The organism is Nonomuraea sp. KM90, assembly GCF_052246675.1.
Lineage (GTDB): Bacteria > Actinomycetota > Actinomycetes > Streptosporangiales > Streptosporangiaceae > Nonomuraea.
The window spans coordinates 60229-82636 of record NZ_JBQQCB010000006.1; the positions used below are offsets into that span (position 1 = coordinate 60229).

The 22408-nt window shown below is 71.5% G+C and carries 19 protein-coding genes; 15 read left to right on the forward strand and 4 right to left on the reverse strand.

Going from position 1 to position 22408, the window contains the following annotated elements:
• Positions 1 to 547 precede the first annotated feature (547 nt).
• On the reverse strand, positions 548 to 1648 hold the full coding sequence (recA, locus tag ACTWPW_RS09460; RefSeq protein ID WP_443168463.1) for a recombinase RecA: 1101 nt from the start codon (positions 1646 to 1648) through the stop codon (positions 548 to 550).
• Positions 1649 to 2123: 475 nt separating this feature from the next.
• Here recA and ACTWPW_RS09465 point away from each other — a divergent pair, with 475 nt between their 5' ends.
• Together ACTWPW_RS09465 and ACTWPW_RS09470 are read left to right on the forward strand one after the other, a co-directional pair.
• Positions 2124 to 2393 (forward strand): hypothetical protein, encoded by a 270-nt coding sequence (locus ACTWPW_RS09465; protein ID WP_443168464.1) that lies wholly within the window; start codon positions 2124 to 2126, stop codon positions 2391 to 2393.
• A 73-nt stretch (positions 2394 to 2466) separates the two neighbouring features.
• Positions 2467 to 2745, forward strand: coding sequence for a hypothetical protein (locus ACTWPW_RS09470; RefSeq protein ID WP_375115894.1), 279 nt, complete (start codon positions 2467 to 2469; stop codon positions 2743 to 2745).
• Between the two features lie 19 nt (positions 2746 to 2764).
• On the opposite strand, the gene ACTWPW_RS09475 is transcribed toward ACTWPW_RS09470, so the two are convergent.
• On the reverse strand, positions 2765 to 2959 hold the full coding sequence (locus ACTWPW_RS09475; RefSeq protein WP_364128329.1) for a DUF3046 domain-containing protein: 195 nt from the start codon (positions 2957 to 2959) through the stop codon (positions 2765 to 2767).
• 239 nt (positions 2960 to 3198) lie between these two features.
• Positions 3199 to 3687 (reverse strand): VOC family protein, encoded by a 489-nt coding sequence (locus tag ACTWPW_RS09480; protein WP_375115892.1) that lies wholly within the window; start codon positions 3685 to 3687, stop codon positions 3199 to 3201.
• A 117-nt stretch (positions 3688 to 3804) separates the two neighbouring features.
• Between ACTWPW_RS09480 and ACTWPW_RS09485 the strand changes: the two genes are divergently transcribed.
• The 13 genes from ACTWPW_RS09485 to ACTWPW_RS09545 all read left to right on the forward strand — a co-directional run bounded on the left by ACTWPW_RS09485 (position 3805) and on the right by ACTWPW_RS09545 (position 21245).
• Positions 3805 to 8496, forward strand: coding sequence for an Lhr family helicase (locus ACTWPW_RS09485; protein ID WP_443168549.1), 4692 nt, complete (start codon positions 3805 to 3807; stop codon positions 8494 to 8496).
• A 186-nt stretch (positions 8497 to 8682) separates the two neighbouring features.
• On the forward strand, positions 8683 to 9288 hold the full coding sequence (locus tag ACTWPW_RS09490) for a TetR/AcrR family transcriptional regulator (RefSeq protein ID WP_375115891.1): 606 nt from the start codon (positions 8683 to 8685) through the stop codon (positions 9286 to 9288).
• Entirely contained in the window at positions 9285 to 10034 is a 750-nt protein-coding gene (locus tag ACTWPW_RS09495; protein ID WP_443168465.1) for an ABC transporter ATP-binding protein, read from the forward strand. Before ACTWPW_RS09490 ends, ACTWPW_RS09495 begins: the two co-directional genes overlap by 4 nt.
• On the forward strand, positions 10025 to 11767 hold the full coding sequence (locus ACTWPW_RS09500) for a hypothetical protein (protein WP_375115889.1): 1743 nt from the start codon (positions 10025 to 10027) through the stop codon (positions 11765 to 11767). Before ACTWPW_RS09495 ends, ACTWPW_RS09500 begins: the two co-directional genes overlap by 10 nt.
• Before the next feature lie 10 nt (positions 11768 to 11777).
• Positions 11778 to 12566 carry a hypothetical protein gene (locus tag ACTWPW_RS09505; RefSeq protein ID WP_443168466.1) on the forward strand — a complete coding sequence of 263 codons (789 nt, stop codon included), beginning with the start codon at positions 11778 to 11780 and terminating at the stop codon, positions 12564 to 12566.
• A gap of 24 nt (positions 12567 to 12590) precedes the next feature.
• Positions 12591 to 13268: a GntR family transcriptional regulator gene (locus ACTWPW_RS09510; protein ID WP_443168467.1), complete on the forward strand. Its 678-nt coding sequence runs from the start codon at positions 12591 to 12593 to the stop codon at positions 13266 to 13268.
• A 91-nt stretch (positions 13269 to 13359) separates the two neighbouring features.
• A complete protein-coding gene (locus ACTWPW_RS09515; RefSeq protein ID WP_375115886.1) occupies positions 13360 to 14979 on the forward strand; it encodes an ABC transporter substrate-binding protein in 1620 nt (539 codons plus the stop codon).
• Positions 14979 to 15938, forward strand: a complete 960-nt coding sequence (locus tag ACTWPW_RS09520; RefSeq protein ID WP_375115885.1) for an ABC transporter permease — start codon at positions 14979 to 14981, stop codon at positions 15936 to 15938. Before ACTWPW_RS09515 ends, ACTWPW_RS09520 begins: the two co-directional genes overlap by 1 nt.
• Positions 15931 to 16776 (forward strand): ABC transporter permease, encoded by an 846-nt coding sequence (locus ACTWPW_RS09525; RefSeq protein ID WP_443168468.1) that lies wholly within the window; start codon positions 15931 to 15933, stop codon positions 16774 to 16776. Before ACTWPW_RS09520 ends, ACTWPW_RS09525 begins: the two co-directional genes overlap by 8 nt.
• Positions 16773 to 17738: an ABC transporter ATP-binding protein gene (locus ACTWPW_RS09530; protein WP_375115883.1), complete on the forward strand. Its 966-nt coding sequence runs from the start codon at positions 16773 to 16775 to the stop codon at positions 17736 to 17738. The genes ACTWPW_RS09525 and ACTWPW_RS09530 overlap by 4 nt, the downstream gene beginning before the upstream one ends.
• A complete protein-coding gene (locus ACTWPW_RS09535; RefSeq protein ID WP_375115882.1) occupies positions 17735 to 18703 on the forward strand; it encodes an ABC transporter ATP-binding protein in 969 nt (322 codons plus the stop codon). Before ACTWPW_RS09530 ends, ACTWPW_RS09535 begins: the two co-directional genes overlap by 4 nt.
• Positions 18704 to 18753: 50 nt before the next feature.
• Positions 18754 to 20508 carry a gamma-glutamyltransferase family protein gene (locus tag ACTWPW_RS09540; RefSeq protein WP_443168550.1) on the forward strand — a complete coding sequence of 585 codons (1755 nt, stop codon included), beginning with the start codon at positions 18754 to 18756 and terminating at the stop codon, positions 20506 to 20508.
• Positions 20505 to 21245 (forward strand): sulfite exporter TauE/SafE family protein, encoded by a 741-nt coding sequence (locus ACTWPW_RS09545; RefSeq protein ID WP_375115881.1) that lies wholly within the window; start codon positions 20505 to 20507, stop codon positions 21243 to 21245. The genes ACTWPW_RS09540 and ACTWPW_RS09545 overlap by 4 nt, the downstream gene beginning before the upstream one ends.
• Here ACTWPW_RS09545 and ACTWPW_RS09550 read toward each other — a convergent pair.
• Entirely contained in the window at positions 21242 to 22327 is a 1086-nt protein-coding gene (locus ACTWPW_RS09550) for a carboxylate-amine ligase (protein ID WP_443168469.1), read from the reverse strand. The two genes, ACTWPW_RS09545 and ACTWPW_RS09550, sit on opposite strands and share 4 nt — an antisense overlap.
• Positions 22328 to 22408: the final 81 nt, after the last annotated feature.

Here is a 22408-nt window from a genome sequence, read left to right on the forward strand (position 1 = left end):
TCCCCGGCGTCCGAACGCATCTGACCGACCGCACCAACCCGACCGACCGGATCACCTTGAGCGCCCAGGTTGTCCTTGCTCCTCAGACTGTCCTGAATGCCCAGGCCGTCCTTGCCACCCTGGCGCTCGCCGCCGCCCAGGTCGCCAGGTGAGTCGCCAGAAGGCCGGTGGACCGGGGTGGCACCGGGTGAGTCGCCGGCGGGGTCATGGGGCCTCTCCGGCTCTCCCAAGGGGGAAGGGCCGGTGGGGATGGCGGAGGACACTTCCTCGGAAGGACCCGTGGCGGCAACAAAGGCCGCCTCCTCAGGAGCGTCCGTGGTGGCAGAGGAGGTTGTCTCCTCGGGAAGGTCTGTGGCGGCGGCGGAGGAGGTCTCCTCGGCACGCCGTTGGCGGTCGCGTTGCTCGCGCCACTCGTCCACCGACGGCCAGCCGTCCGTGGCTGAGCGGGCCAGATCGCCTTTCCGGGGAGACGTGTGGTCGGGCCAGGCGCCCCGGTCCGGTGGAGGGGGCGCTTGCGGCCGGTCCGTGCTGCTCATGCGGTGATCGATCAGACGTCACCCGGCTTGGGGGTGGACTTCGAGCCGCGTCCCGAGGGAGCGGCGGCCGGGGCCGGAGCGGCAGCGGCCGCAGCTGCTTCGGCGGGAGCGTCGAGGCGCGGGCCCACGCCCAGCTTGTCCTTGATCTTCTTCTCGATCTCGTTGGCCATGTCGGGGTGAGTCTTCAGGAAGTTGCGGGCGTTTTCCTTGCCCTGGCCGAGCTGGTCGCCCTCGTAGGTGTACCAGGCGCCGGACTTGCGGACGAAGCCGTGCTCCACACCCATGTCGATGAGGCCGCCCTCGCGGGAGATGCCCACCCCGTAAAGGATGTCGAAGTCGGCGACGCGGAAGGGCGGGGCCATCTTGTTCTTGACGACCTTGACCCTGGTGCGGTTGCCGACGGCCTCCGTGCCGTCCTTGAGGGTCTCGATGCGGCGGATGTCCATGCGGACCGAGGCGTAGAACTTCAGCGCCTTACCGCCGGTCGTCGTCTCGGGGCTGCCGAACATGACGCCGATCTTCTCGCGGAGCTGGTTGATGAAGATGGCGGTGGTGCCGGTGCTGCTGAGGGCGCCGGCGATCTTGCGCAGGGCCTGGGACATGAGGCGGGCCTGGAGGCCGACGTGGCTATCGCCCATCTCGCCCTCGATCTCGGCCTTGGGCACCAGGGCCGCCACCGAGTCGATGACGATGATGTCGACGGCGCCGGACCTGATCAGCATGTCGGCGATCTCGAGCGCCTGCTCACCGGTGTCGGGCTGGGAGACCAGCAGGGCGTCGGTGTCGACCCCCAGCTTCTTGGCGTATTCGGGGTCGAGGGCGTGCTCGGCGTCGATGAACGCCGCGATGCCGCCGGCCCGCTGGGCGTTGGCCACCGCGTGCAGGGCGACCGTGGTCTTGCCCGAGGACTCAGGGCCGTAGATCTCCACGATGCGCCCGCGCGGCAGGCCGCCGATGCCGAGGGCCACGTCAAGGGAGATCGACCCCGTGGGGACCACCTCGATGGGAGCTCGGGCGTCATCGCCCAGTCTCATGACGGAGCCCTTGCCGAACTGCCGCTCGATCTGAGCGAGTGCGGTCTCGAGGGCCTTCTCGCGGTCGTTGATAGCCATGGAACTCCCCTGGAGGGTCGTGGTCCGATCAGTCGAGTGAAAGCTACGGCCTGCCACCGACATTTTCTGCCGTAGTCGGGGAAGACGTGGCCCGGCGTTGTCCATCGTAGCCGAACGGCTGTTCGATCACAGCAGGAACACGCCCGAACACCCGTCTCCCGTCAATCACCCGTCTTGGAGGCTCCGAGCAGGCGCAGAACAGGTGGAGGCGTAGGGCAAGCGGGCGTAAGGCAAGCGGGCGTAGGGCAGGGCAATAGGTCGGGGGAACACGCGCGTACCCGTTCGGGTCCGCCATCGGCTCGTCGGCGTCGCGCCCGGAGTGCAACCAAGGGATCAGGGCCAGGCAATGCCAGGCGGTCTGCCCAAGCCTGGGCCTCGCGGCCGAGGCGGTGCATGGCCATCAGCGGCAGGTGCTCTCTGCCGCGAAGTTGACGGCGCCCTTGATGAGCCCGCCTCCTCGTCGGCGGGACCCTGGATGTGCCGCTCCGCGAACGCCTTCTCCGCCTCCTCCAGCGGGGCGAGCCCGTTGCGCTCGCGTTGCCTCCCACTGGTGTTCCTCGACGGCCGGGGAGGTGACCGCTGGGATCCGGTTTCAGGTGCCGGGGCTGCCGGGGCTCCCGAGTGGATCGAGCACGAATTCGGGTTCCGCGTCTGCGGTCTGCCCACGCACGAGTTCTTCGACCCGTACGCGCACACGTTCGACTTCGAGCGCGTGCGCATCCTCGTGGAGCCGCCCGCGCGATGATGCCCGCCGACGTGTTGTCATGCGCCGTGAGCTGGGGAGACTCACTGCACAGGGCGACGGTTGGAGGCGGCACGTGGCGAGCGGCTACACCGGGGAACGGCGCGTCCATCTCGAGGCGCTCGCCGAGTTGCTGCCCGCCCACGGCCTGGTCAGCCGGATGGTGGGAGGCGAGGATCCGGTGTTGTGGGTGTGGCACCCGCGTACCGGTAACCAGACGATCGTCTTCGCCACCCCCTCGAACCGCGGATGGCAGTTCCTGTGGTCGCCGGGCGGGCAGGGCTCGGCCGACGACCTGCAGCGCACAGGCGCGGCCCTCCGCCAGACGCTCGCCCCGGCCGAGCCGGAGGGCTGACGCGCCGGCGGACGAGGAGTCAGCGCAGCTTGGACGGGACGTCCTCCACCTGGCAGACCGCGCGCCACACCGTCTTGACGCTCTCCCCGTCGGCCAGCGCCTGCACGACGGTGCGACCCCCGAGAGGGGCTATCACGTAGTCGCGGGCCCACGACTCGGCGTACGTCTCACCGAAGTGAGCGTTCATCCGTCTCCAGAACTCGGTCAGGCGCATGACTCAAGTATGGAATCGCACCGGGAGTGGGTAGGACACCCGCATGCCAAAGACCCCCAAGTCTTCACCCCCGAAGACAGCCAAGACGAAGGCCAACAGGGCCAAGCGCCGCCGCTTGTTACTGGCGATGCGGCTTACCGTGCAGAAGGAGAAGGCCGAGCGCGCCGAACGGCACGCGAACATCAGGCAGGCACCACGTGCGGGCAAGCCGCGTACGCGGAGGGCGTCGCGACGCTAGTTCACATCACCCGCGCGCCGTACATCTCACCGAGATGGTCGGCGAGCAGCTCCAGCCGGGCGCCGTCGGGGTCCTTGAAGTAAATGGAGGCGCCGCTCTCTATCTGGTGCGGCACGCCGGCCATCTCCAGCTTCCCGCGCAACCGCTCCCACGTCGCGGGATCGACGGAGATCGCGACGTGGTGCAGCCCGCCGAGCACTTCCTGGTACGGCTCCAGGTCGAGCCCCGGGAAGTCGAAGAACGCCAGCAGGTTGCCGTTGCCGATGTCGAAGAAGAAGTGGTTCGAGCCCTTGTAGTCGCGGTTCTCGATGATCTCCGTCAGCGGGAACTCCAGGAGTTCCTGGTAGAACTTGATGGTCCGTTCCACGTCGGACGACAGCAGGGCCATGTGGTGCAGGCCGCGCGCGCTGCTGGAGGGCCGGTGCGGTAACACGTAGCGCTGTCGCAGGTCAGAACGGCGGGCTTCGATGGCCGCGTAATCGATGGTCACGGTCGCTGTATGTCCGCCAGGGCCGCCCCTCAATCACCTGCCACCGGGCCAAATGCGTTTTCTGTCGGTGGCGCGAGGCAGTATGTGCTGGTGAGCTCGCTAGACCAGTTCAGCCAGATGACCAGGCAATGGTTCGATGGAGCCTTCCAATCTCCCACGGCCGCCCAGGAGGGGGCGTGGGAGTCGATCTCGCGTGGCGACAACACCCTGGTCGTCGCGCCCACCGGGTCGGGCAAGACGCTGGCGGCCTTCCTGTGGTCCCTCGACCGGCTCGCCGCCTCCGGCGAGGAGCGCACGGGGACGAGGGTCCTGTACGTGTCGCCGCTCAAGGCCCTGGCCGTGGACGTCGAGCGCAACCTTCGCGCGCCGCTGGCGGGGATGAAGCAGACGGCGCGGCGGCTCGGGCTGCCGGTGCCGGAGATCTCGGTGGCGATCCGCTCGGGCGACACCCCGGCCGAGGACCGCAGGCGGTTCGCGGCCCGGCCGTCCGACATCCTGATCACCACGCCGGAGTCGCTGTTCCTGCTGCTCACGAGCCAGGCGCGGGAGGCGCTGCGGGGCGTGGAGACGGTGATCGTGGATGAGGTGCACGCGGTCGCGGGCACCAAGCGCGGCGCCCACCTGGCCCTCAGCCTGGAGCGGCTCGATGCGCTGCTCGACCGGCCGGCGCAGCGGGTGGGTCTGTCGGCGACCGTGCGGCCGGTGAGCGAGGTGGCGGTGTTCCTGGGCGGGGCGCGGCCGGCCACCGTCGTGCAGCCGCCGTCGGACAAGCGGATCGAGGTCGAGGTCGTCGTCCCCGTCGAGGACATGACGGAGACGGAGGGCCGGCCGCAGGCCGGCGGTGACGAGTTCGCCCCCGAGCCCGCCAACCGGTCGATCTGGCCGCACGTCGAGGAGCGGCTGTTCGACCTGATCGAGGCGCACAGCTCCACCATCGTGTTCGCGAACTCGCGGCGGCTGGCCGAGCGGCTGTGCACCCGTCTCAACGAGCTCGCCTACGGCCGCGACCAGGGCCTGGAGGCCGTAGACCTGTCGATCTGGGAGACGGGCCCGCCGTTGGAGGACTCGAAGGGCGCGGAGGACGCGGAGGACTCGAAGGGCGGGCCTCTGCGGGAGGACGCAGGGCCCGGGTCGCTCCCGGACGACGCAGGGGGTTGGCCGCCGCGAGACGGCGCCGCGAGCGGGTCGGCGCGGCCGGGAGGGAACCCTGGGCCGCCCAGGTGGGCACCGGCCAAGCGGATGCCGGCCGAGATGATGGCGCAGGCCGGGGCGAGCAAGGGCGTCGTGACGGAGATCGTACGCGCCCACCACGGCTCGGTCTCCAAGGAGGAGCGGGCGCAGATCGAGGAGGCCCTCAAGTCGGGCCGCCTGCCGGCCGTGGTCGCCACCTCCAGCCTGGAGCTGGGCATCGACATGGGCGCGGTCGACCTGGTCGCGTGCGTCGAGGCGCCGCCGAGCGTGGCCAGCGGGCTGCAGCGCATCGGCCGGGCGGGCCACCAGGTGGGGGCGGTGTCCAGGGGCGTCATCTTCCCCAAATACCGGGGTGACCTGGTGCAGACGACCGTGGTGGCCGAGCGGATGAAGAGCGGCCTGATCGAGGAGCTGCGCTATCCGCGCAACCCGCTCGACGTGCTGGCCCAGCAGATCGTGGCGATGACCGCGCTCGACGAGTGGACGGTCGACGAGCTGGAGACCGTGGTGAAGCGGGCCGCCCCCTACGCCACGCTGCCGAGGAGCGCGCTGGAGGCCACGCTCGACATGCTGGCCGGCCGCTACCCGAGCGAGGAGTTCGCCGAGCTGCGGCCGCGCATCGTGTGGGACCGCGTCACGGGCGTCCTCCAGGGCCGGCCCGGCGCGCAGCGGCTGGCGGTGACCAACGGCGGCACGATCCCCGACCGGGGCCTGTTCGGCGTGTTCCTGGTGGGCGAGCGAGCCTCCAGGGTGGGCGAGCTGGACGAGGAGATGGTCTACGAGTCGCGCGTGGGCGACGTGTTCGTGCTGGGCGCGACCTCCTGGCGGATCGAGGACATCACCGCCGACCGGGTGCTGGTGTCCCCGGCGCCGGGGCAGCCGGGCAAGCTGCCGTTCTGGCACGGCGACGCGCCGGGGCGGCCGGCCGAGCTGGGCCGGGCGATCGGGCAGTTCCTGCGCGAGCAGGCCAAGCAGGACTCGACGGAGCGGATGCGGGCGGCGGGGCTGGACGAGTTCGCCGCGGGCAACCTGCTGGCCTATCTCAAGGAGCAGCGCGAGGCCACCGGTTACGTCCCCGACGACCGCACGCTGCTGGTCGAGCGCTTCCACGACGAGCTGGGCGACTGGCGGGTGGTGATCCACTCCCCCTACGGCGCGCGGGTGCACGCCCCGTGGGCGCTGGCGATCAACCGGCGGCTGCGCGAGCGCTACGGCATCGACGTGCAGGCCGTCCATTCCGACGACGGCATCGTGCTGCGCATCCCCGACACGCTGGCCGAGCCGCCCACCGACGTGGCGGCCTTCGACGCCGAGGAGATCGAGCAGATCGTCACGGAGGAGCTGGGCGGGTCGGCCATGTTCGCCTCCCGGTTCAGGGAGTGCGCGGGCCGGGCTCTGCTGCTGCCGCGCCGCACGCCGGGCCGGCGCAGCCCGCTGTGGCAGCAGCGGCAGCGGGCCGCCCACCTGCTGGGCGTGGCCTCGCAGTACGCCTCGTTCCCGATCGTGCTGGAGACGATGCGCGAGTGCCTGCAGGACGTCTTCGACGTCCCGGGGCTGGTGCAGCTCATGCGCGACCTCGCCGCGCGCAGGGTGCGGCTGGTGGAGGTGGAGACGTCGCAGGCCTCGCCGTTCGCGGCCTCGCTGCTGTTCCACTACGTGGGCGCCTTCATGTACGAGGGCGACGCCCCGCTGGCCGAGCGCCGGGCGCAGGCCCTGGCGCTGGACACCACGCTGCTGGCCGAGCTGCTGGGCCAGGCCGACCTGCGCGAGCTGCTCGACCCCGACGTGATCTCCGACAGCGAGCGCGAGCTGGCCCGGCTCGACCGCCCGCTGCGTGACCTGGAGGACCTCGCCGACCTGCTGCGCTCGCACGGGCCGCTGCTGGCGCCCGACGTGAGCGTGCGCGGCGGCGACCCCGGCTGGCTGGCGGAGCTGGAGCGGGCCCGGCGAGCGATCCGGATCCGCATCGCGGGCGAGGAGCAGTGGGCGGCCATCGAGGACGCGGCGCGCATACGTGACGCGCTGGGCGCGCCGCTGCCGGTGGGGGTGCCGCACGCGTTCCTGGAGCCGGTGGCGGATCCGCTGGCCGACCTGGTGGCGCGGCACGCCCGTACGCGGGGGCCGTTCCACGCCGGCACGGCGGCCGCGAGGTTCGGGCTCGGCGTGGCCGTGGTGACCGACGCGCTGCGCCGGCTGGCGGCGACCGGCAGGGTGGTCAACGGCGAGTTCCGGCCCGGCGGGCGAGGCGAGGAGTGGTGCGACGCCGGCGTGCTGCGGATGCTCCGCCGCAGGTCGCTGGCCAGGTTGCGCAAGGAGGTCGAGCCGGTCGCGCCGGAGACGCTGGCGCTGTTCCTGCCCGCCTGGCACGGCATCACCCAGGGCGACCCCGGCACGCGGGGGCCCGTCGGGGCGGCCCGGGCGATGGACGCGCTGGTCCGCTCGCTCGAGCAGCTCCAGGGGGCCGCCGTGCCCGCATCGGCGCTGGAGACGCTGGTGCTGCCCTCGCGGGTGCCCGGCTACCACCCCTCGCTGCTCGACGAGCTGGCCTCGTCGGGTGACGTGATGTGGGTGGGGCAGGGGTCGCTGCCCGGCGGCGACGGGTGGGTGTCGCTCTACTTCGCCGACACCGCGCCGCTGCTGATGCCCGTGCCCGCCGAGATCACGATGACGCCGGTGCACGATCGCGTGCTGGAGCTGCTCGGCGGGGGCGGGGCGCTGTTCTTCCGGGGGATCTCCGATCAGCTCGGGTCGCTGGACGACGCCTCGCTGGTGTCCGCGCTGTGGGATCTGGTGTGGGCGGGGCGGGTGTCCGGTGACACCCTCGCGCCGCTGCGGGCGACGCTCGGCACCGGGCGGCCCGCCCACCGGCCGGCCACGACGCGGCGGCGCCGGGCCGTGCTGCCGAGCCGGAGCGGCCCGCCCACCGTGGCGGGCCGGTGGTGGTTGCTGCCCTCGCCGGCCGCCGACGCGACGCAGCGGGCCAACGCGCAGGCCGAGGTCCTGCTGGAGCGGCACGGGGTGGTGACGCGGGGCGCGGTGACGTCGGAACGGCTGCCGGGGGGATTTACGCCGATTTATCAGGTCCTGCGGGCCTACGAGGAGGGCGGACGGTGCCGCCGGGGCTACTTCGTCGAGGGGCTCGGGGGCGCGCAGTTCGCGCTGCCGGGGGCGGTGGACCGGATGCGGGCCATGGCGCCGGGCATCGCACCGACCTCCCAGCCCGCCCCCGGGACATCCCAGGCGGGTGGCGGGCGGCGGGCCGTGGTGCTGGCCGCGGCCGACCCGGCCAGCCCGTACGGCGCCGCCCTGCCCTGGCCGCAGCGCCCCGACGACGTCGGGCACAAGCCGGGCCGGAAGGCCGGGTCGCTGGTGGTGCTCGTGGACGGGCATCTGGTGCTGTACGTGGAACGGGGCGGCAAGACGCTGCTGTCGTTCTCCGACGACGAGCGATTGCAGCCGGCGGTGGACGCGCTGGCACTGGCCGTACGCGACGGGGCGCTGGGAAAGCTGACGGTGGAGCGGGCCGACGGCGCCTCCATCGTGGACTCCCCGCTGGCCGCGGCTCTGGAGGCGGCCGGCTTCCATCCGACGCCACGCGGGCTGCGGCTGCGGGCCTGAGCGGCGCAGGGGCGGCGCCCAGCGGGGTGGGCGCCGCCCGGTGCCGCGGTTGCGCAGGCTGAGGCAGCTGCCGCCGAGGCTGCGGACCGGCGCGTATTCGCCTTGAAGGCGTGACATCTCGGACCTGAGCATGCCGATGCCTGATTGCTCTTCCAAAAATTTGAATGACCGTTTAAAGTTCTGCATGTGCAGCCAGAAAGTCGCACGTTCATTGAAGAGGCCCGCCGGGCGCAGATCATCGCGTGTGCCATCGAGGTGTTCGCCGAGCACGGCTACGCCCACGCCACCATGGCCAGGATCGCCAAGCAGGCGAAGATCAGCACCGGCGTGATCTCGTACCACTTCGGTGGGAAGGACCAGCTCATCCAGGCCGTCGTCGCGGAGGTGGCCAAGCTGGCCACCGATCTGATGGTCCCGCGCATCCTGGCGCAGACCTCCGCGACGGAGGCGCTGCGCGCGTACATCGAGGGCAACCTCGAGTTCATGCGGCTGCACCGCAAGCCCCTCCTGGCGCTGGTGGAGATCGTCACGCACGCCCAGGGCGACGAAAGCGGCCCGGGGCCGTACGCCGAGCAGGCCGACGTGGCCGTCACCGACCTGGAGAAGGTCCTGGACTGGGGCCGGCAGACCGGCGAGTTCCGCGACTTCCACCAGCGGACCATGGCCATCGCCATCCGGGGAGCCATCGACGCCGTGCCGGGGCGTCTCCTTCACGACCCCGACTTCGACCTCGACCTGCTCACCCGCGAGCTGGTCACCACCTTCACCATCGCGACCAGGAGACAACCATGACAGCGGCCTTGGAGATCAAGGGCTTAGTCAAGACCTTCGGCGACAAAACCGCCGTGGACCACGTCGATCTGACCGTCCCCCAGGGCTCCTTCTACGGCCTGGTCGGGCAGAACGGCGCGGGCAAGACGACCACGCTGTCCATGGCGGTCGGGCTGCTGCGGCCCGACTCGGGGGCGGCGTGGATCTTCGGCTCGGACGTCTGGTCCGACCCGGGGAAGGCCAAGCAGCTCGTCGGCGTGCTGCCGGACGGCCTGGCGATGCCCGAGCGGCTCACCGGGCGTGAGGTGCTCACCTATCTCGGCCTGCTGCGCGGGCTGAGCAAGGAGGTGGTGGCCGAGCGGGCCGCGGAGCTGCTGTCGGTGCTGGAGCTGGACAGCGCGGAGAAGACGCTCGTCATCGAGTACTCCACGGGCATGCGCAAGAAGATCGCTCTGGCCACGGCGCTGCTGCACGCGCCCAAGCTGCTGGTGCTGGACGAGCCGTTCGAGGCGGTGGACCCGGTCTCGGCGGCGACGATCAAGACGATCCTGCGCGGCTTCGTGGCGGGCGGCGGCTCGATCGTGCTGTCCAGCCACGTGATGGCGCTGGTGGAGCAGCTCTGCGACCACGTGGGCGTGATCGACAAGGGCCGGGTGGCGGCGGCCGGCACGCTGGACGAGGTACGCGGCACGGCCACGCTCGAGGACAGGTTCGTGGAACTGGTCGGCTCCGGCACCACCGCGACCAAGGGGCTGTCATGGCTGTAGCCGTCACCATGGCCCGGATGAAGCTCGCGATCCTGCGCCATTCGCTGAAGGGCGACAAGGGCACCATGATGGCCTCGGGCGGCACGCTCGGCCTGGTGCTCGCGGCGGGCACGATCTACCTGGCCTTCCTGGAGGGCGACTGGCTGGCCGCCGGGCTCGCGGTGTGGATGCTGGGCTGGATCATCGGCCCCGTCTTCTCCGGCGGCGGTGACGAGACGCTGCGCCCGGAGTTCTTCTCCCTGATGGGGCTGCCCCCGTGGCGGCTGGCGGCCGGGCTGCTGGTGTCGGCGTTCGTGGGCGTGGCCCCGGTGATCGGCCTGATCGCGCTGGCCGGTCTGGTCGTCGCGGCCACCTCACCGGTGAACGCGCTCGTGGCGGTGCCGGCGATGGTGTTGCAGCTGGCGGTGTTCGTGCTGCTGTCGAAGGTGGCGGTGGCGCTGCTGGGCATCGCGCTGCGCTCGCGGGCAGGGGCGATCGGCGCGGGCCTGCTCAACGGTGTGGTGCTGGCCTTCCTGGGCCAGGCGTGGGTGTTCGCGGTGGCGTTCGGGCAGGGCGCGCAGATCCCGGAGTTCGTCCGCTACCTGCCGTCCGGCTGGGGGCTGCTCGCCGTCCAGGGCGACTACCTGGCGCTGGCCGCGATGGTCGTGCTCATCGCGCTGCTGCTGGCGGCGTGGGCGGGGCTGCTGACCCGCCGGGCGGGCGCGAACCGGCCCTCGACCCGCGGCCGGCGGCCGATGCGGGCCCGCAACGGCCGGGAGGCGGTGGTGGCCAAGGAGCTGCGCACCTGGTCGCGGGACCTGGTGCGCAACCACCAGCTCACGTTCGCCCTCGCCTACGGGGTGTTCTTCGCGGGCGCGCCGCTCGTGCTGGGCTCGACGGACATGCTGCCGTGGGCGGCTCCGATCTTCATCATCATGGCGGCCGCGATGACCTCCAACCTGTACGGCACCGACGGCACCTCCCTCTGGCTCGCCCTGATGACGCCGGGCTCGTCCGACGTGCGGGGCAGGCAGCTGGCCTGGCTGGTGACGGTGGGCCCGGTGGCGGTGCTGGTGGCGGTGGCGTTCACGCTGATCACCGGTGGCCCGTGGGCGGTGATCCTGACGGCCACGGCCGCGCTGCTCGGCGGCGGTGCGGGGCTGGTGCCGCTCATCTCGGTGTACGCGCTGGTGCCCAGCACCGACCCGCAGAAACGGGCCGGCAACCCGCTGCGCACGAGCGAGGAGGACGGCGCCCTGACCGGGCTGGCGTACCTGATGATGGTGCTGGTGGTCCTGACCGGCGCGCCGGCCATCGCCGTCGCGGCGCTGTACGGCTGGTGGGGCGTCGCGGCCGGGCTGGCCACCGGCGCGCTGTGCTACTGGGGCCTGGGCCTGCTGGCGGATCGGCGGCTGGCGGCCCAGGGGCCGGAGCTGCTGCACCTCATGCGTACGGGACGCAGGCCGGAGAGCGCCAAGCCGTCCACGTTCAAGATGCCCGACATGCCGACGTCGCATCGGGCGATCGTGATGATCTGCTGGTCGCTGGGCGCGATCCCGCTGATCCCGCAGGGCGTCGTGGCGGCGATCATGGTCTCCAACGGGCAGCTGCGGCACTCCTGGTTCCTGGCCACGCACATGGAGCCGGGGTTGCGCTGGCCGGTGGCGATCGGTTTCATCCTGATCGGCCTGACCATGTACGGCACGGGCCTGTGGCTCCCGTACCGGGCGAAGAAGAAGGCGGCGGCCGGGTAAGAATCAGCGCATGCGGCTACTGGAGCGGTTACGCGCGGACCTCGGCACCGGCAAGAACCTCGAGATCTACGTGACGGCGCTGATCGCGCTGGTGGTCGGCGTGCTCGGCGTCTTCGACAAGGTCGACGCCAAGGTCGTGGGCGCCGCGACGCTGGCCACGCTCGCCCTCGTGGCGGTCAACGCCCTCGGGCCCCGGCACCAGGTGGCCGAGCTCGAGGAGCGGGTGGTCGAGCTGAGCCGCCTGGTGGAGACGAAGCTGGCCGGCGACGGCTTTCTGAGCGACGAGCGTGCGGATCTCAGGGAGCGGATCGCGCGGGCGGACGACATCCGCTTCACCGGGGTGACGCTCGGCCGCACGATCCGCGCCTACGTTGACGATCTACGCAAAAGCCTGGAGCGGGGTGCTTCGGTCAAGGTGCTGGTGATCGATCCCGCGGGCACGGCTCCGGCCGAGGCGGCGCGGATATGCCTGATCCCCGACCAGTCGGAGGTCTTCGAGCACCGGGTCAGGTCCACGCTCTACATGCTGCGCGACCTGCACACCGAGGAGCGCCTCGAAGTGCGGCTGCTACCGTTCCTGCCCGGGTTCGGCATGCTCATGCTGGATCCGGCGGACGACGACGGCGTGATCCAGATCGAGATGGGCACCCACCACTCGCCGACCCGCAATCCGGGCTTCACGCTCGACGGCCGCCGCGATCGCGACTGGTGCCGGCACTTCATCGGGGAGTTCGACGGTCTCTGGGAGGCGGCCAGGGAGGTGACGGACGCCGACTGGTACCCGACGCAGCGCGGCTGACCTCCTGTATACGATTAGCCCGATATGACTGATCTCACGCTGGGCGCGGCCCACCGGACCTTGCGGGACGAGGTCACCAACGAGCTGCGCCGCCGCATACTGACCGGCGAGCTCGCCCAGGGTGAGCGGCTGGTCGAGGACCGGCTGGCCGCCGCGCTCGGCGTCTCGCGCAACCCCGTGCGCGAGTCCATCCGGGTGCTGGCCGCCGAGGGGTTCATCCAGGTCGTCCCCCGGCTCGGCGCCACGGTCGCCCGCCTGTCGGCCGAGGAGGGCGAGGAGCTGTTCGACGTGCGGATGGCCGTCGAGGGCCTGGCGGCCCGACTGGCGGCCCGCAAGCGCACCCCCGCCTCGGCCGAGCGCCTGCGCCGGGTCCTGGAGCAGGCCAAGGAGGCGGTCGAGAGCGGGCGGCTGGAGGAGGTGGCCGACCTCAACACCGCGTTCCACCTGGCCGTGGGCGAGGCAGCGGGCAACTCCTACCTCGCCCTGATGATGAAACCGATGCTCCAGCGGGCGCAGTGGATCTTCAGCCAGACCGCGGCCGCGCGCGGGCCGCACTCATGGCAGGAGCACCTGAGCCTGTGCGAGGCCATCGAGGCCGGTGACGAGGACGAAGCGCAGGCCAGGGCCATCGCGCACGTGGCCGCGGCGAGGCGGTCGTTCCTGGCCTCGGCCCGCCGGGAGCCAAACCCCCCAAACAATTAGGAAACACTCAGATAACGACATAGGGTCATGAAACATCCCTGAAATGTCAGATCTTGTATACAGTCTCCTAAACGTTTTCATCGGAGGCACCATGCGACCGTCCCCCAAGGTCGTCGCGGCGCTCGTCACCCTCCCCCTCGCCCTGGCGGCTTGTGGTGGCGGCGGCGGAACGAGCACCACACCCGCGGCACCCAGTTCCATAGCCAGCGCCTCGGCCGACCACCGGCCGGTCAAGGCCGGCGGCACGCTCAACATCGCGCTCCCCGCCGACCCAGACGCCCTGGACCCGAGCATCTCGACCACGCTGGTCGGTCGCGAGGTGTTCGCGAACATGTGCGAGAAGCTCTACGACATCGACGCCTCCTCCACCCTGATCCCGCAGCTCGCCGCGGCCATGCCGGAGCTCTCGGGCGACGGCAGGGAAGTGACGATCAAGCTGCGCGAAGGCGTCAAGTTCAACGACGGCACCGCCCTCGACGCCGAGGCGGTCAAGAAGTCGCTCGACCGGCATCGCACCTGGGAGAAGTCCGCCCGCCAGGCCGACCTGGCGGCGGTGTCCAAGGTCGAGGTCGTCGACGCCACGACGGTGAAGCTGACGCTGACGCAGGCGTTCACGCCGCTGACCGCGCAGCTCGCGGACCGCGCCGGCATGATCATGTCGCCGAAGGCGCTGGACGCCGGGAGCGACAACTTCGGCGCCAGCCCCGTCTGCGTCGGGCCGTTCAAGTTCGCCAGCCGTACGTCCGGCAGCCAGATCGTGCTGGACAAGGCGCCGGACTACTACGACGCGGCCAAGGTCAAGCTGGACAAGCTCGTATACAAAATCATCGTCGACCCCAACGTGCGGGCCGCGAACCTGAAGTCCGGCGACGTGCAGGTGGGCGACCAGCTCGCGACCAACACCGTCAAGGGCGTGCAGTCCGACCCGAACCTGACCGTGGTGTCGGGCGGTGGCCTGGGCTACTACGGCTTCCAGATCAACATCGGCAACGCCAGCGGCTCCACCGAGAAGCCGGGCGCCGTGGACACGGCGCTGGCCAAGAGCCCGCAGCTGCGCGAGGCGTTCGAGCTGGCGCTCGACCGCGACGCGATCAACAAGACCGTATACAACGGACTGCACGAGGTCGACTGCTTCCCGGTGCCGCTGGACAGCCCGTACCGGTCGAAGGACCTGACCTGCCCCAAGCGTGACCTGGCCAAGGCCAAGCAGCTGGTGCAGGCCTCCGGTGTCCCGACGCCGATCCCGGTCTCGATGGCCACCCCGAACGACGCCGTCAACCAGCGCCTGGCGCAGGTCATCCAGTCGATGGCCAAGGAGGCGGGCTTCAACGTGAGCGTGCAGACCGCCGAGTTCGTCAGCGTCCTGGAGCAGGGCAAGGCGGGCAAGTTCGACGTGCTGCTGAGCGGCTGGTCGGGCCGCGTGGACCCGGACGGCAACCTCACGAACCTGGTCACCACCCAGGGCAGCAACAACTACGCCGGCATGTCCGACCCGGGCATCGACGACCCGATCAAGCAGGCCGCCGCCGAGACGGACCCGGCCAAGCGCGCCGAGCTCTACGGCGCCGCGATGAAGAAGGCCGCCGAGCTCCGGGGCGTCGTGTACCTGTACCACAACAAGTACTACCTGGGCATGCACAAGACCGTCGCCGGCGTCCAGTACTTCAAGGACGGCCTGCCACGCTTCATCACCGCCGGGTTCGCCGCCTGATGGTCTGGTTCATCCTCCGGCGCTGCGGGTCGGCCGTCATCGTGCTGTTCCTCTCCAGCGTGCTGATCTTCCTGGGAATCCGGGCGCTGCCCGGAGACCCGGCCTCGGTCATGGCGGGCCAGGAGGCCTCGCCCGCCGCGATCGAGGCCATCAGGCACGAGTTCGGCCTGGACAAGCCGCTGCCCGCGCAGTATCTCGACTACGTCGGCCAGACCCTCACCGGAAACTTCGGCCGCTCGACCCAGGACCAGCTCCCCGTGGCTGACATCCTGGCCGAGCGGCTGCCGGTGACGCTGGAGCTGTCGGCGCTCGCCATGCTGGTCGCCATCGTCGTCGGCGTGGGCGCCGGCATCGTGGCGGCCGTCCGGCGGGGCAGGTTCGCCGACTACGTGGCCACCGGGTTCGGCCTGGCCGGGCTGTCGGTGCCGCACTTCTGGCTGGGCCTGCTCGGCATCCTGCTCTTCGCGGTGACCTGGCGGGTCCTGCCCGCCTCCGGGTACGTCCCCTTCACCGAGGACCCCGCCCAGAACCTGCAGCGCATGCTCCTGCCCGCGCTCGTGCTCGGCACCGGCTTCGCCGCGATCCTGATGCGGCAGACCCGCTCGGCCATGCTGGGCGCGCTGTCGGCCGACTACGTCAGGACCGCCAGGTCCAAGGGCCTGTCCGAGGCCAAGGTCGTGGGCGCGCACGCGCTGCGCAACAGCCTGACGACCGTGGTGACCGTGCTCGGCCTGCAGCTCGGCGCGCTGATCAGCGGCGCCGTGGTGACCGAGCAGATCTTCGTGATCCCCGGCTTCGGCAAGCTCACCGTGGACGCGGTCTTGACCAGGAACTACCCCGTCATCCAGGCGGTCGTGCTGGTCACCGTCATCGGTTACGTGGTGGTCAACCTGCTGGTGGACATCGCCTACGCCTTCCTCAACCCGAGGATCCGCCTGTCAGGAGCCCGCCATGACTGAGGTGATGCGACGGACCAGGCTGTGGCGGCGCTTCCGCCGGCGGCCGATGCCGGTGGCCGGGCTGGTGCTGGTGGTCGCGTTCGTGCTGCTGGCGCTGCTCGGGCCGCTGGTGACCGGCGACCCGGCGGCGCAGGACTACATGGCCACCCTCGCTCCCCCGTCGGGCGCCCACCCCATGGGCACCGACGACCTGGGCAGGGACGCCTTCGCCAGGATCGCGCACGGCGCCCAGGTCTCGCTGCAGGCGGGCGTGCTGTCCACGCTGCTGGCGATGGTCGTCGGCATCCCGATCGGGCTGGTCGCCGGGTTCTACCGGCGCTGGCTGGACCCGATCGTGATGCGGCTGGTGGACGTGACGCTGGCCTTCCCGTTCCTGGTGTTCGCGGTCGGCCTGGCGGCGATCATCGGGCCCTCGCTGAAGGGCGTGGTGCTGGCGCTGGGCTTCTCCCAGCTCCCCGCCATCATCCGGATCACGCGCGGCGAGGTGCTGGCGGTCCGGGAGATGGACTACGTGGCCGCGGCCATCGCCGACGGCGCGGGCGACGGGCACATCATCTTCCGGTACGTGCTGCCGAACTGCGCCAGCCCGCTCATCGTGCAGGCCACGGTGGCGATCCCGGCGGCGATCATCGGCGAGTCCACGCTGTCCTTCCTCGGCCTGGGCGTGCAGCCGCCGACGCCGTCGTGGGGCGTGATGCTGACGACCGCGCAGCAGTACCTGGGTGACGCGCCCTGGCTGGCCATCTGGCCCGGGCTGATGATCGCCCTGGCCACGCTGGGCTTCAACCTGCTCGGCGACGGCCTGCGTGACGTACTGGACCCGAGGAGCGCGCGATGAGCCTGCTGGAGATCTCCGACCTGAGCGTCGGCTTCGCCACCGAGGACGGCCTCGTCCAGGCGGTCAGGGACATCTCGCTCACCCTGGACGAGGGCGAGATCCTCGCGCTGTGCGGGGAGTCCGGCTGCGGCAAGTCGGTCACCGCGATGTCGGTGCCCAGGCTGCTGCCGCCCGACACGACGCGGCTGTCCGGCTCGATCCAGTTGGAGGGCCGCGAGCTCACCACGCTGCCCGAGCCGGAGATGCGGCGCGTGCGCGGCAAGACGGTCTCGGTCGTCTTCCAGGAGCCGATGACCTCGCTGAACCCGTCGTTCACCGTCGGGTACCAGATCGCCGAGGTGCTGCGCCGGCACGAGGGCCTGTCCCGGCAGGCCGCCGCCAGGCGGGCGCTCGAGCTGCTGGAGCTGGTCGGCATCCCGGCGCCGGTCCGCAGGATGAAGGAGTACCCGCACCAGCTCTCGGGCGGCATGCGGCAGCGCGTGATGATCGCCATCGCGGTGGCCTGCTCACCCCGGGTGCTGATCGCCGACGAGCCCACCACGGCTCTCGACGTGACGATCCAGGCGGGCGTGCTGGACGTGTTCCGCGACCTGCGGGACCGGCTGGGCACCGCGATCATCCTGATCACGCACGACCTGGGCGTGGTGGCCGACATCGCCGACCGGGCCGTGGTCATGTACGCCGGCCGCGCCGTCGAGCAGGCCCCGGTGACGGAGCTGTTCGCCAACCCGCGCCACCCGTACACGCTGGGCCTGATGAAGGCCCTGCCCTCCGCCGCCGTGAACGGCCGCCTGGCGGAGATCCCCGGCATGGTGCCCTCGCCGATGTCGGACCCCGACGAGTGCGCCTTCCAGGACCGCTGCCCGCGCGCCCAGGCGGACTGCCGGCTGTCCAGGCCCCCGCTCGCCCGCCAGGCCGAAGGCCATCTGGCGGCCTGTTTCCACCCGGGAGGTGGGAAGTGATCCTGCGGATCGACAACCTGGTCAAGCACTACGGACCCGTACGCGCCGTGGACGGCCTCTCGCTGGAGATCGGCCAGGGCGAGGTGCTCGGCCTGGTCGGCGAGTCGGGCAGCGGCAAGTCCACGGTCGGCAAGTGCGTGCTGCGCCTGACCGAGCCCACCTCGGGCTCGATCGAGCTGAACGGCCGGGACATCACCCACCTGTCGCGCCGGGCCATGCGCCCGCTGCGCCGGGACGTCCACATGGTCTTCCAGGACCCGTTCTCCTCGCTCAACCCGCGCTTCACGATCGAGCAGATCGTGGGCGAGCCGCTGCTGCGGCACAAGGTGAGCGACCGGCGGGAGACGACCACGCGCGTGGCCGCCATGCTGGAGAAGGTCGGGCTGCGCCAGGAGATGCGCAAGCGCTTCCCGCACGAGCTGTCCGGCGGGCAGCGGCAGCGGGTGGGGCTGGCCAGGGCGCTGATCCTGGAGCCCAAGCTGGTCGTGGCGGACGAGCCGGTGTCGGCGCTGGACGTGTCCGTGCAGGCGTCGGTGCTCAACCTGATCACCGACCTGCAGCGGGACATGGGGTTCTCGTGCCTGTTCATCACCCATGACCTGTCGGTCGTGGAGTTCCTGGCCGACCGGATCGCGGTCATGTACCTGGGCCGGATCGTGGAGTCGGGGCCGACGGCCGAGATCTTCGCGGGGCCGCGGCATCCGTACACGCAGGCCCTGCTGTCGGCGGCGCCGGTGGCCGACCCGGTCAGGCAGCGGGAGCGGCGCAGGATCGTGCTCGGCGGCGACGTGCCGAGCCCGGTGGACCCGCCCTCCGGATGCCGGTTCCACACGCGGTGTCCGCTGGCGTACGACGAGTGCCGTACGTCCGAGCCCCTCTTGAACGATCCACGTGGCAACGGTCACCCGGCCGCCTGCCACCTGGTCACGGCGGATCGCGTCCCCGACGCGGCCGCGAACCTATAGAAGGAGTCAGTTTGTTCACCACCAGGCCCGAGCTGTCGGGCGACTTCGGCATGGTCGCCGGCACGCATTGGCTGGCCTCCGCCACCGGTATGGGCGTGCTGGAGCGCGGCGGCAACGCCTATGACGCGGCGGTCGCCGCCGGTTTCGTGCTGCAGGTCGCCGAGCCGCACCTGAACGGCCCGGGCGGCGAGGTGCCGATCCTGTCGTGGAACGAGGCCGAGCAGAAGGTGTCGGTCGTGTGCGGGCAGGGCGTGGCTCCCGCCGCGGCCACCATCGAGCGCTTCGCCGAGCTCGGCTTGGACGTGGTGCCCGGCACGGGGCTGCTCGCGGCCACCGTGCCGGGGGCGTTCGGCGGCTGGATGTTGATGCTGGAGCGCTGGGGCACGTGGTCGCTGGCCGACGTGCTGGCGCCCGCGATCCACTACGCCGAGCACGGCGTGCCGGTGCTGGAGCGGATCGCGGCCACGATCGAGTCGGTCCAGGGCCTGTTCCGGGAGGACTGGCCCACGTCGGCGGCGACCTGGCTGCCCGGCGGGAACGTTCCCGAGCCCGGCTCCAAGCTGGCCAACCCCGTCCTGGCCGCCACCTACCGGCGGCTGGTCGCCGAGGCCGAGTCGGCTTCGAGCACCCGTGAGGGCCAGATCGAGGCCGCCAGGAAGGCGTGGTACGAGGGCTTCGTGGCCGAGGAGATCGCCGCGTTCAGCGCCGGCACCGCCTGGCGGGACAGCTCGGGCGAGGTGCACGGCGGCCTGCTGACGGGCGACGACCTGGCGGGCTGGTCGGCCTCGGTGGAGGAGCCGCTGACCTTCGACTACCACGGTCACACCGTGGCCAAGACGGGGCCGTGGGGCCAGGGGCCGGTGTTCCTGCAGCAGCTCGCCCTGCTGGAGGGCTTCGACCTGGACGCGTTGGACTTCCTCGGCGCCGACTACCTGCACACCGTGACCGAGGCCGCCAAGCTGGCCTTCGCCGACCGCGAGGCCTGGTACGGCGACACCGACGTGCCCATGGCCGATCTGCTGAGCCCGGCGTACAACGCCGAGCGGCGCCGGCTGATCGGCGACCGGGCCAGCCTGGAGCTGCGGCCCGGCGCCCCCGGCGGGCGCGCGCCCCGGCTGCCCGTCTTCCCCGACCCGGGCACGGCGAGCGACGCGCCGGGCCTGTCCGGCGCCCGCAAGCCGCAGGGGGTGGGCGAGCCGACCGTGGCACGCGATGGCGTGGTCAAGGGTGACACGTGTCACATCGACGTGGTGGACCGGTTCGGCAACATGGTGTCGGCCACCCCCAGCGGCGGCTGGCTGCAGAGCTCCCCGACCATCCCCACGCTGGGCTTCTGCCTGGGCACGCGGGCGCAGATGTTCTGGCTGCAGGAGGGCGTGGCCACCGCCCTGCGGCCCGGGGCGCGCCCGCGGACCACGCTGTCGCCGTCGTTCGCGCTCCGGGACGGCAAGCCGTGGCTGGCGTTCGGCACCCCCGGCGGCGACCAGCAGGACCAGTGGAGCCTGAACTTCTTCCTCGCGGTCGTCCACGGCAACCTGAACCTCCAGGAGGCCATCGACGCCCCCATGTTCCACTCCGAGCACTTCCCCAGCTCCTTCTTCCCGCGCGGCTCCCGCCCCGGCGTCATGCACGTCGAGGACCGGGTGGACGCGGGCGTGGTGGCGGAGCTGCGACGGCGCGGGCACGAGGTCGAGGCTCAGGGCCCGTGGTCGCTCGGCCGGCTCAGCGCGGTCGCCCGTGACGGCGCCTTCCTCAAGGCCGCCGCCAACCCGCGTGGCGCCCAGGGCTACGCTGTCGGCCGATGACCGACCTGCTCTTCCTGGTCGGTGCCGGTCTGCTGGCCGGTGTGGTGAACGCCCTGGCCGGGGGAGGCACGCTCATCTCCTTCCCCGCCCTGCTGGCGATGGGTTACCCGGGCCTGACCGCCACCGTGACGAACGCGGTGGCGCTGTGGCCCGGCTATCTGGGCGGCGTGCTCGGCTACCGGGCCGAGCTGCGCGGCCAGCGCCGCAGGGCGACGCTGCTGTCGGTCACGGCGGTGCTGGGGGCGTGCGCGGGCAGTTCGCTGCTGCTGCTCACGCCGGGCAAGCTGTTCGAGTCGATGGTGCCGTGGCTGGTGGCCTTCGCCAGCCTCGCCCTGCTCGCGCAGCCGTGGCTGCGCAAGCTCTTCGGCGGCGAGGCGGACGGCCCGACCAATCGGATGGTGTACGTCGGGGTGTTCTTCGGCGGGTGCTACGGCGCCTACTTCAACGGGGGCATGGGCGTGGTGCTGCTGACCGTGCTCGGCATGTTCCTGCACGACAACCTGCATCGCGTGAACGCCCTGCGGGCCACGCTCGCGCTGGTCGTCAGCTCGGTGTCGGTCGTCGCGTTCTCGCTGTTCGGCGCCGTGCGGTGGGAGGCCGTGGCGGTGATCGCCCCGGCCAGCCTGGCGGGCGGGTTCCTGGGCACGCGGCTGGCCCGGCTCATGCCGCCGAAGGTGCTGCGCGGCGTCGTCGTCGCGTTCGGCCTGGGGGTGGCCGCCGCCCTCGCGTTGCGCTAGGCGACGGTCGCCTCGATCAGGTCGTCCACCACCTCGGCCAGGTCGTTGCCCTTCTCGTACGCCCGCCGCTGCCGCATGGCCCCGGAGCCCTTGCGCAGCAGCCGGTCGAGGCCCTCCTGGATGAACGTCAGGTCCCCCGCCTCCCCCAGCGCCGGGCGTACGTGCTCCAGGAGGCGCCCGGCCATCACCGCGGCGGGCACCAGCGTGCCGTGCCGGACGTCCAGGCTGTCGCCCTGCAGCCCGTCGCGGGCCGCCCGCCAGTAGGCGGCGCGCAGCACCTCCGACGGGACGGGCAGCCCCCGGTCGCCGCGCCTGACGGCGGCCAGCGCGGTGACCACCAGCGCGCGGATGAGCCCGATCAGGGTGAGGCTGTCGGCCACGTCGAGCGGCACGTCGGCCACCCTGATCTCCACCGTGGGCAGGCGCGGCGAGGGCCGGGTGTCCCAGTAGACGGTCTTGGGATCGAGCAGCGCGCCCGACTCCGCCAGCGCCCTCAGGGCCAGCTCGTACGCGCCGAACGACGGGAAGAACGGCGGCGCCCCGGAGACCGGCCAGCGGCCCCAGCTGATCACCCGCCAGGACGCGTAACCGGTGTCGCGGCCCACGAAGAACGGCGAGTTGGCGGCCAGCGCGATCAGCGTCGGCAGCCAGGGACGCAGGTGGTTGCCCACGTAGACGGCGTGCTCGGCGTCCGGCACGTCCACGTGCACGTGCAGGGCGCAGATGCTGATCTCGTCCTGCAGGGCGCGGTAGAGCACCTTGCCCTGCAGGTAGCGGTCGTCGTCGGTGAGCGGCGGCGGCATCACGTTCCCCAGCACGGGGATGCCGCTCGCGACGACGGCCAGGCCGCACGAGCGGGCCGCGCCCGCCACCTCCTTGCGCGCCGCGCGCAGCTGCGAGCCCAGCTCGCTGAGGTCGGCGGAGGGCGGCGTACGGGCCTCCACCTGGAATCTGGTGATTTCGTGCACCACGTCAAGCATGTCCGTCGCCGCGGTCAGGACCTCGGCCGCCCGGGGGGTCACGTGGCGAGTGCGGGGATCGACTATGAGGTATTCCTCTTCGATCCCGATGAGCGGAACCATGCCCACACCTCGCAGGGGAGTCCACAAGCCTCCGTACGAGGTTGTGCCCGTACCACACCGTCGGGAAAACCCTCCCGACAA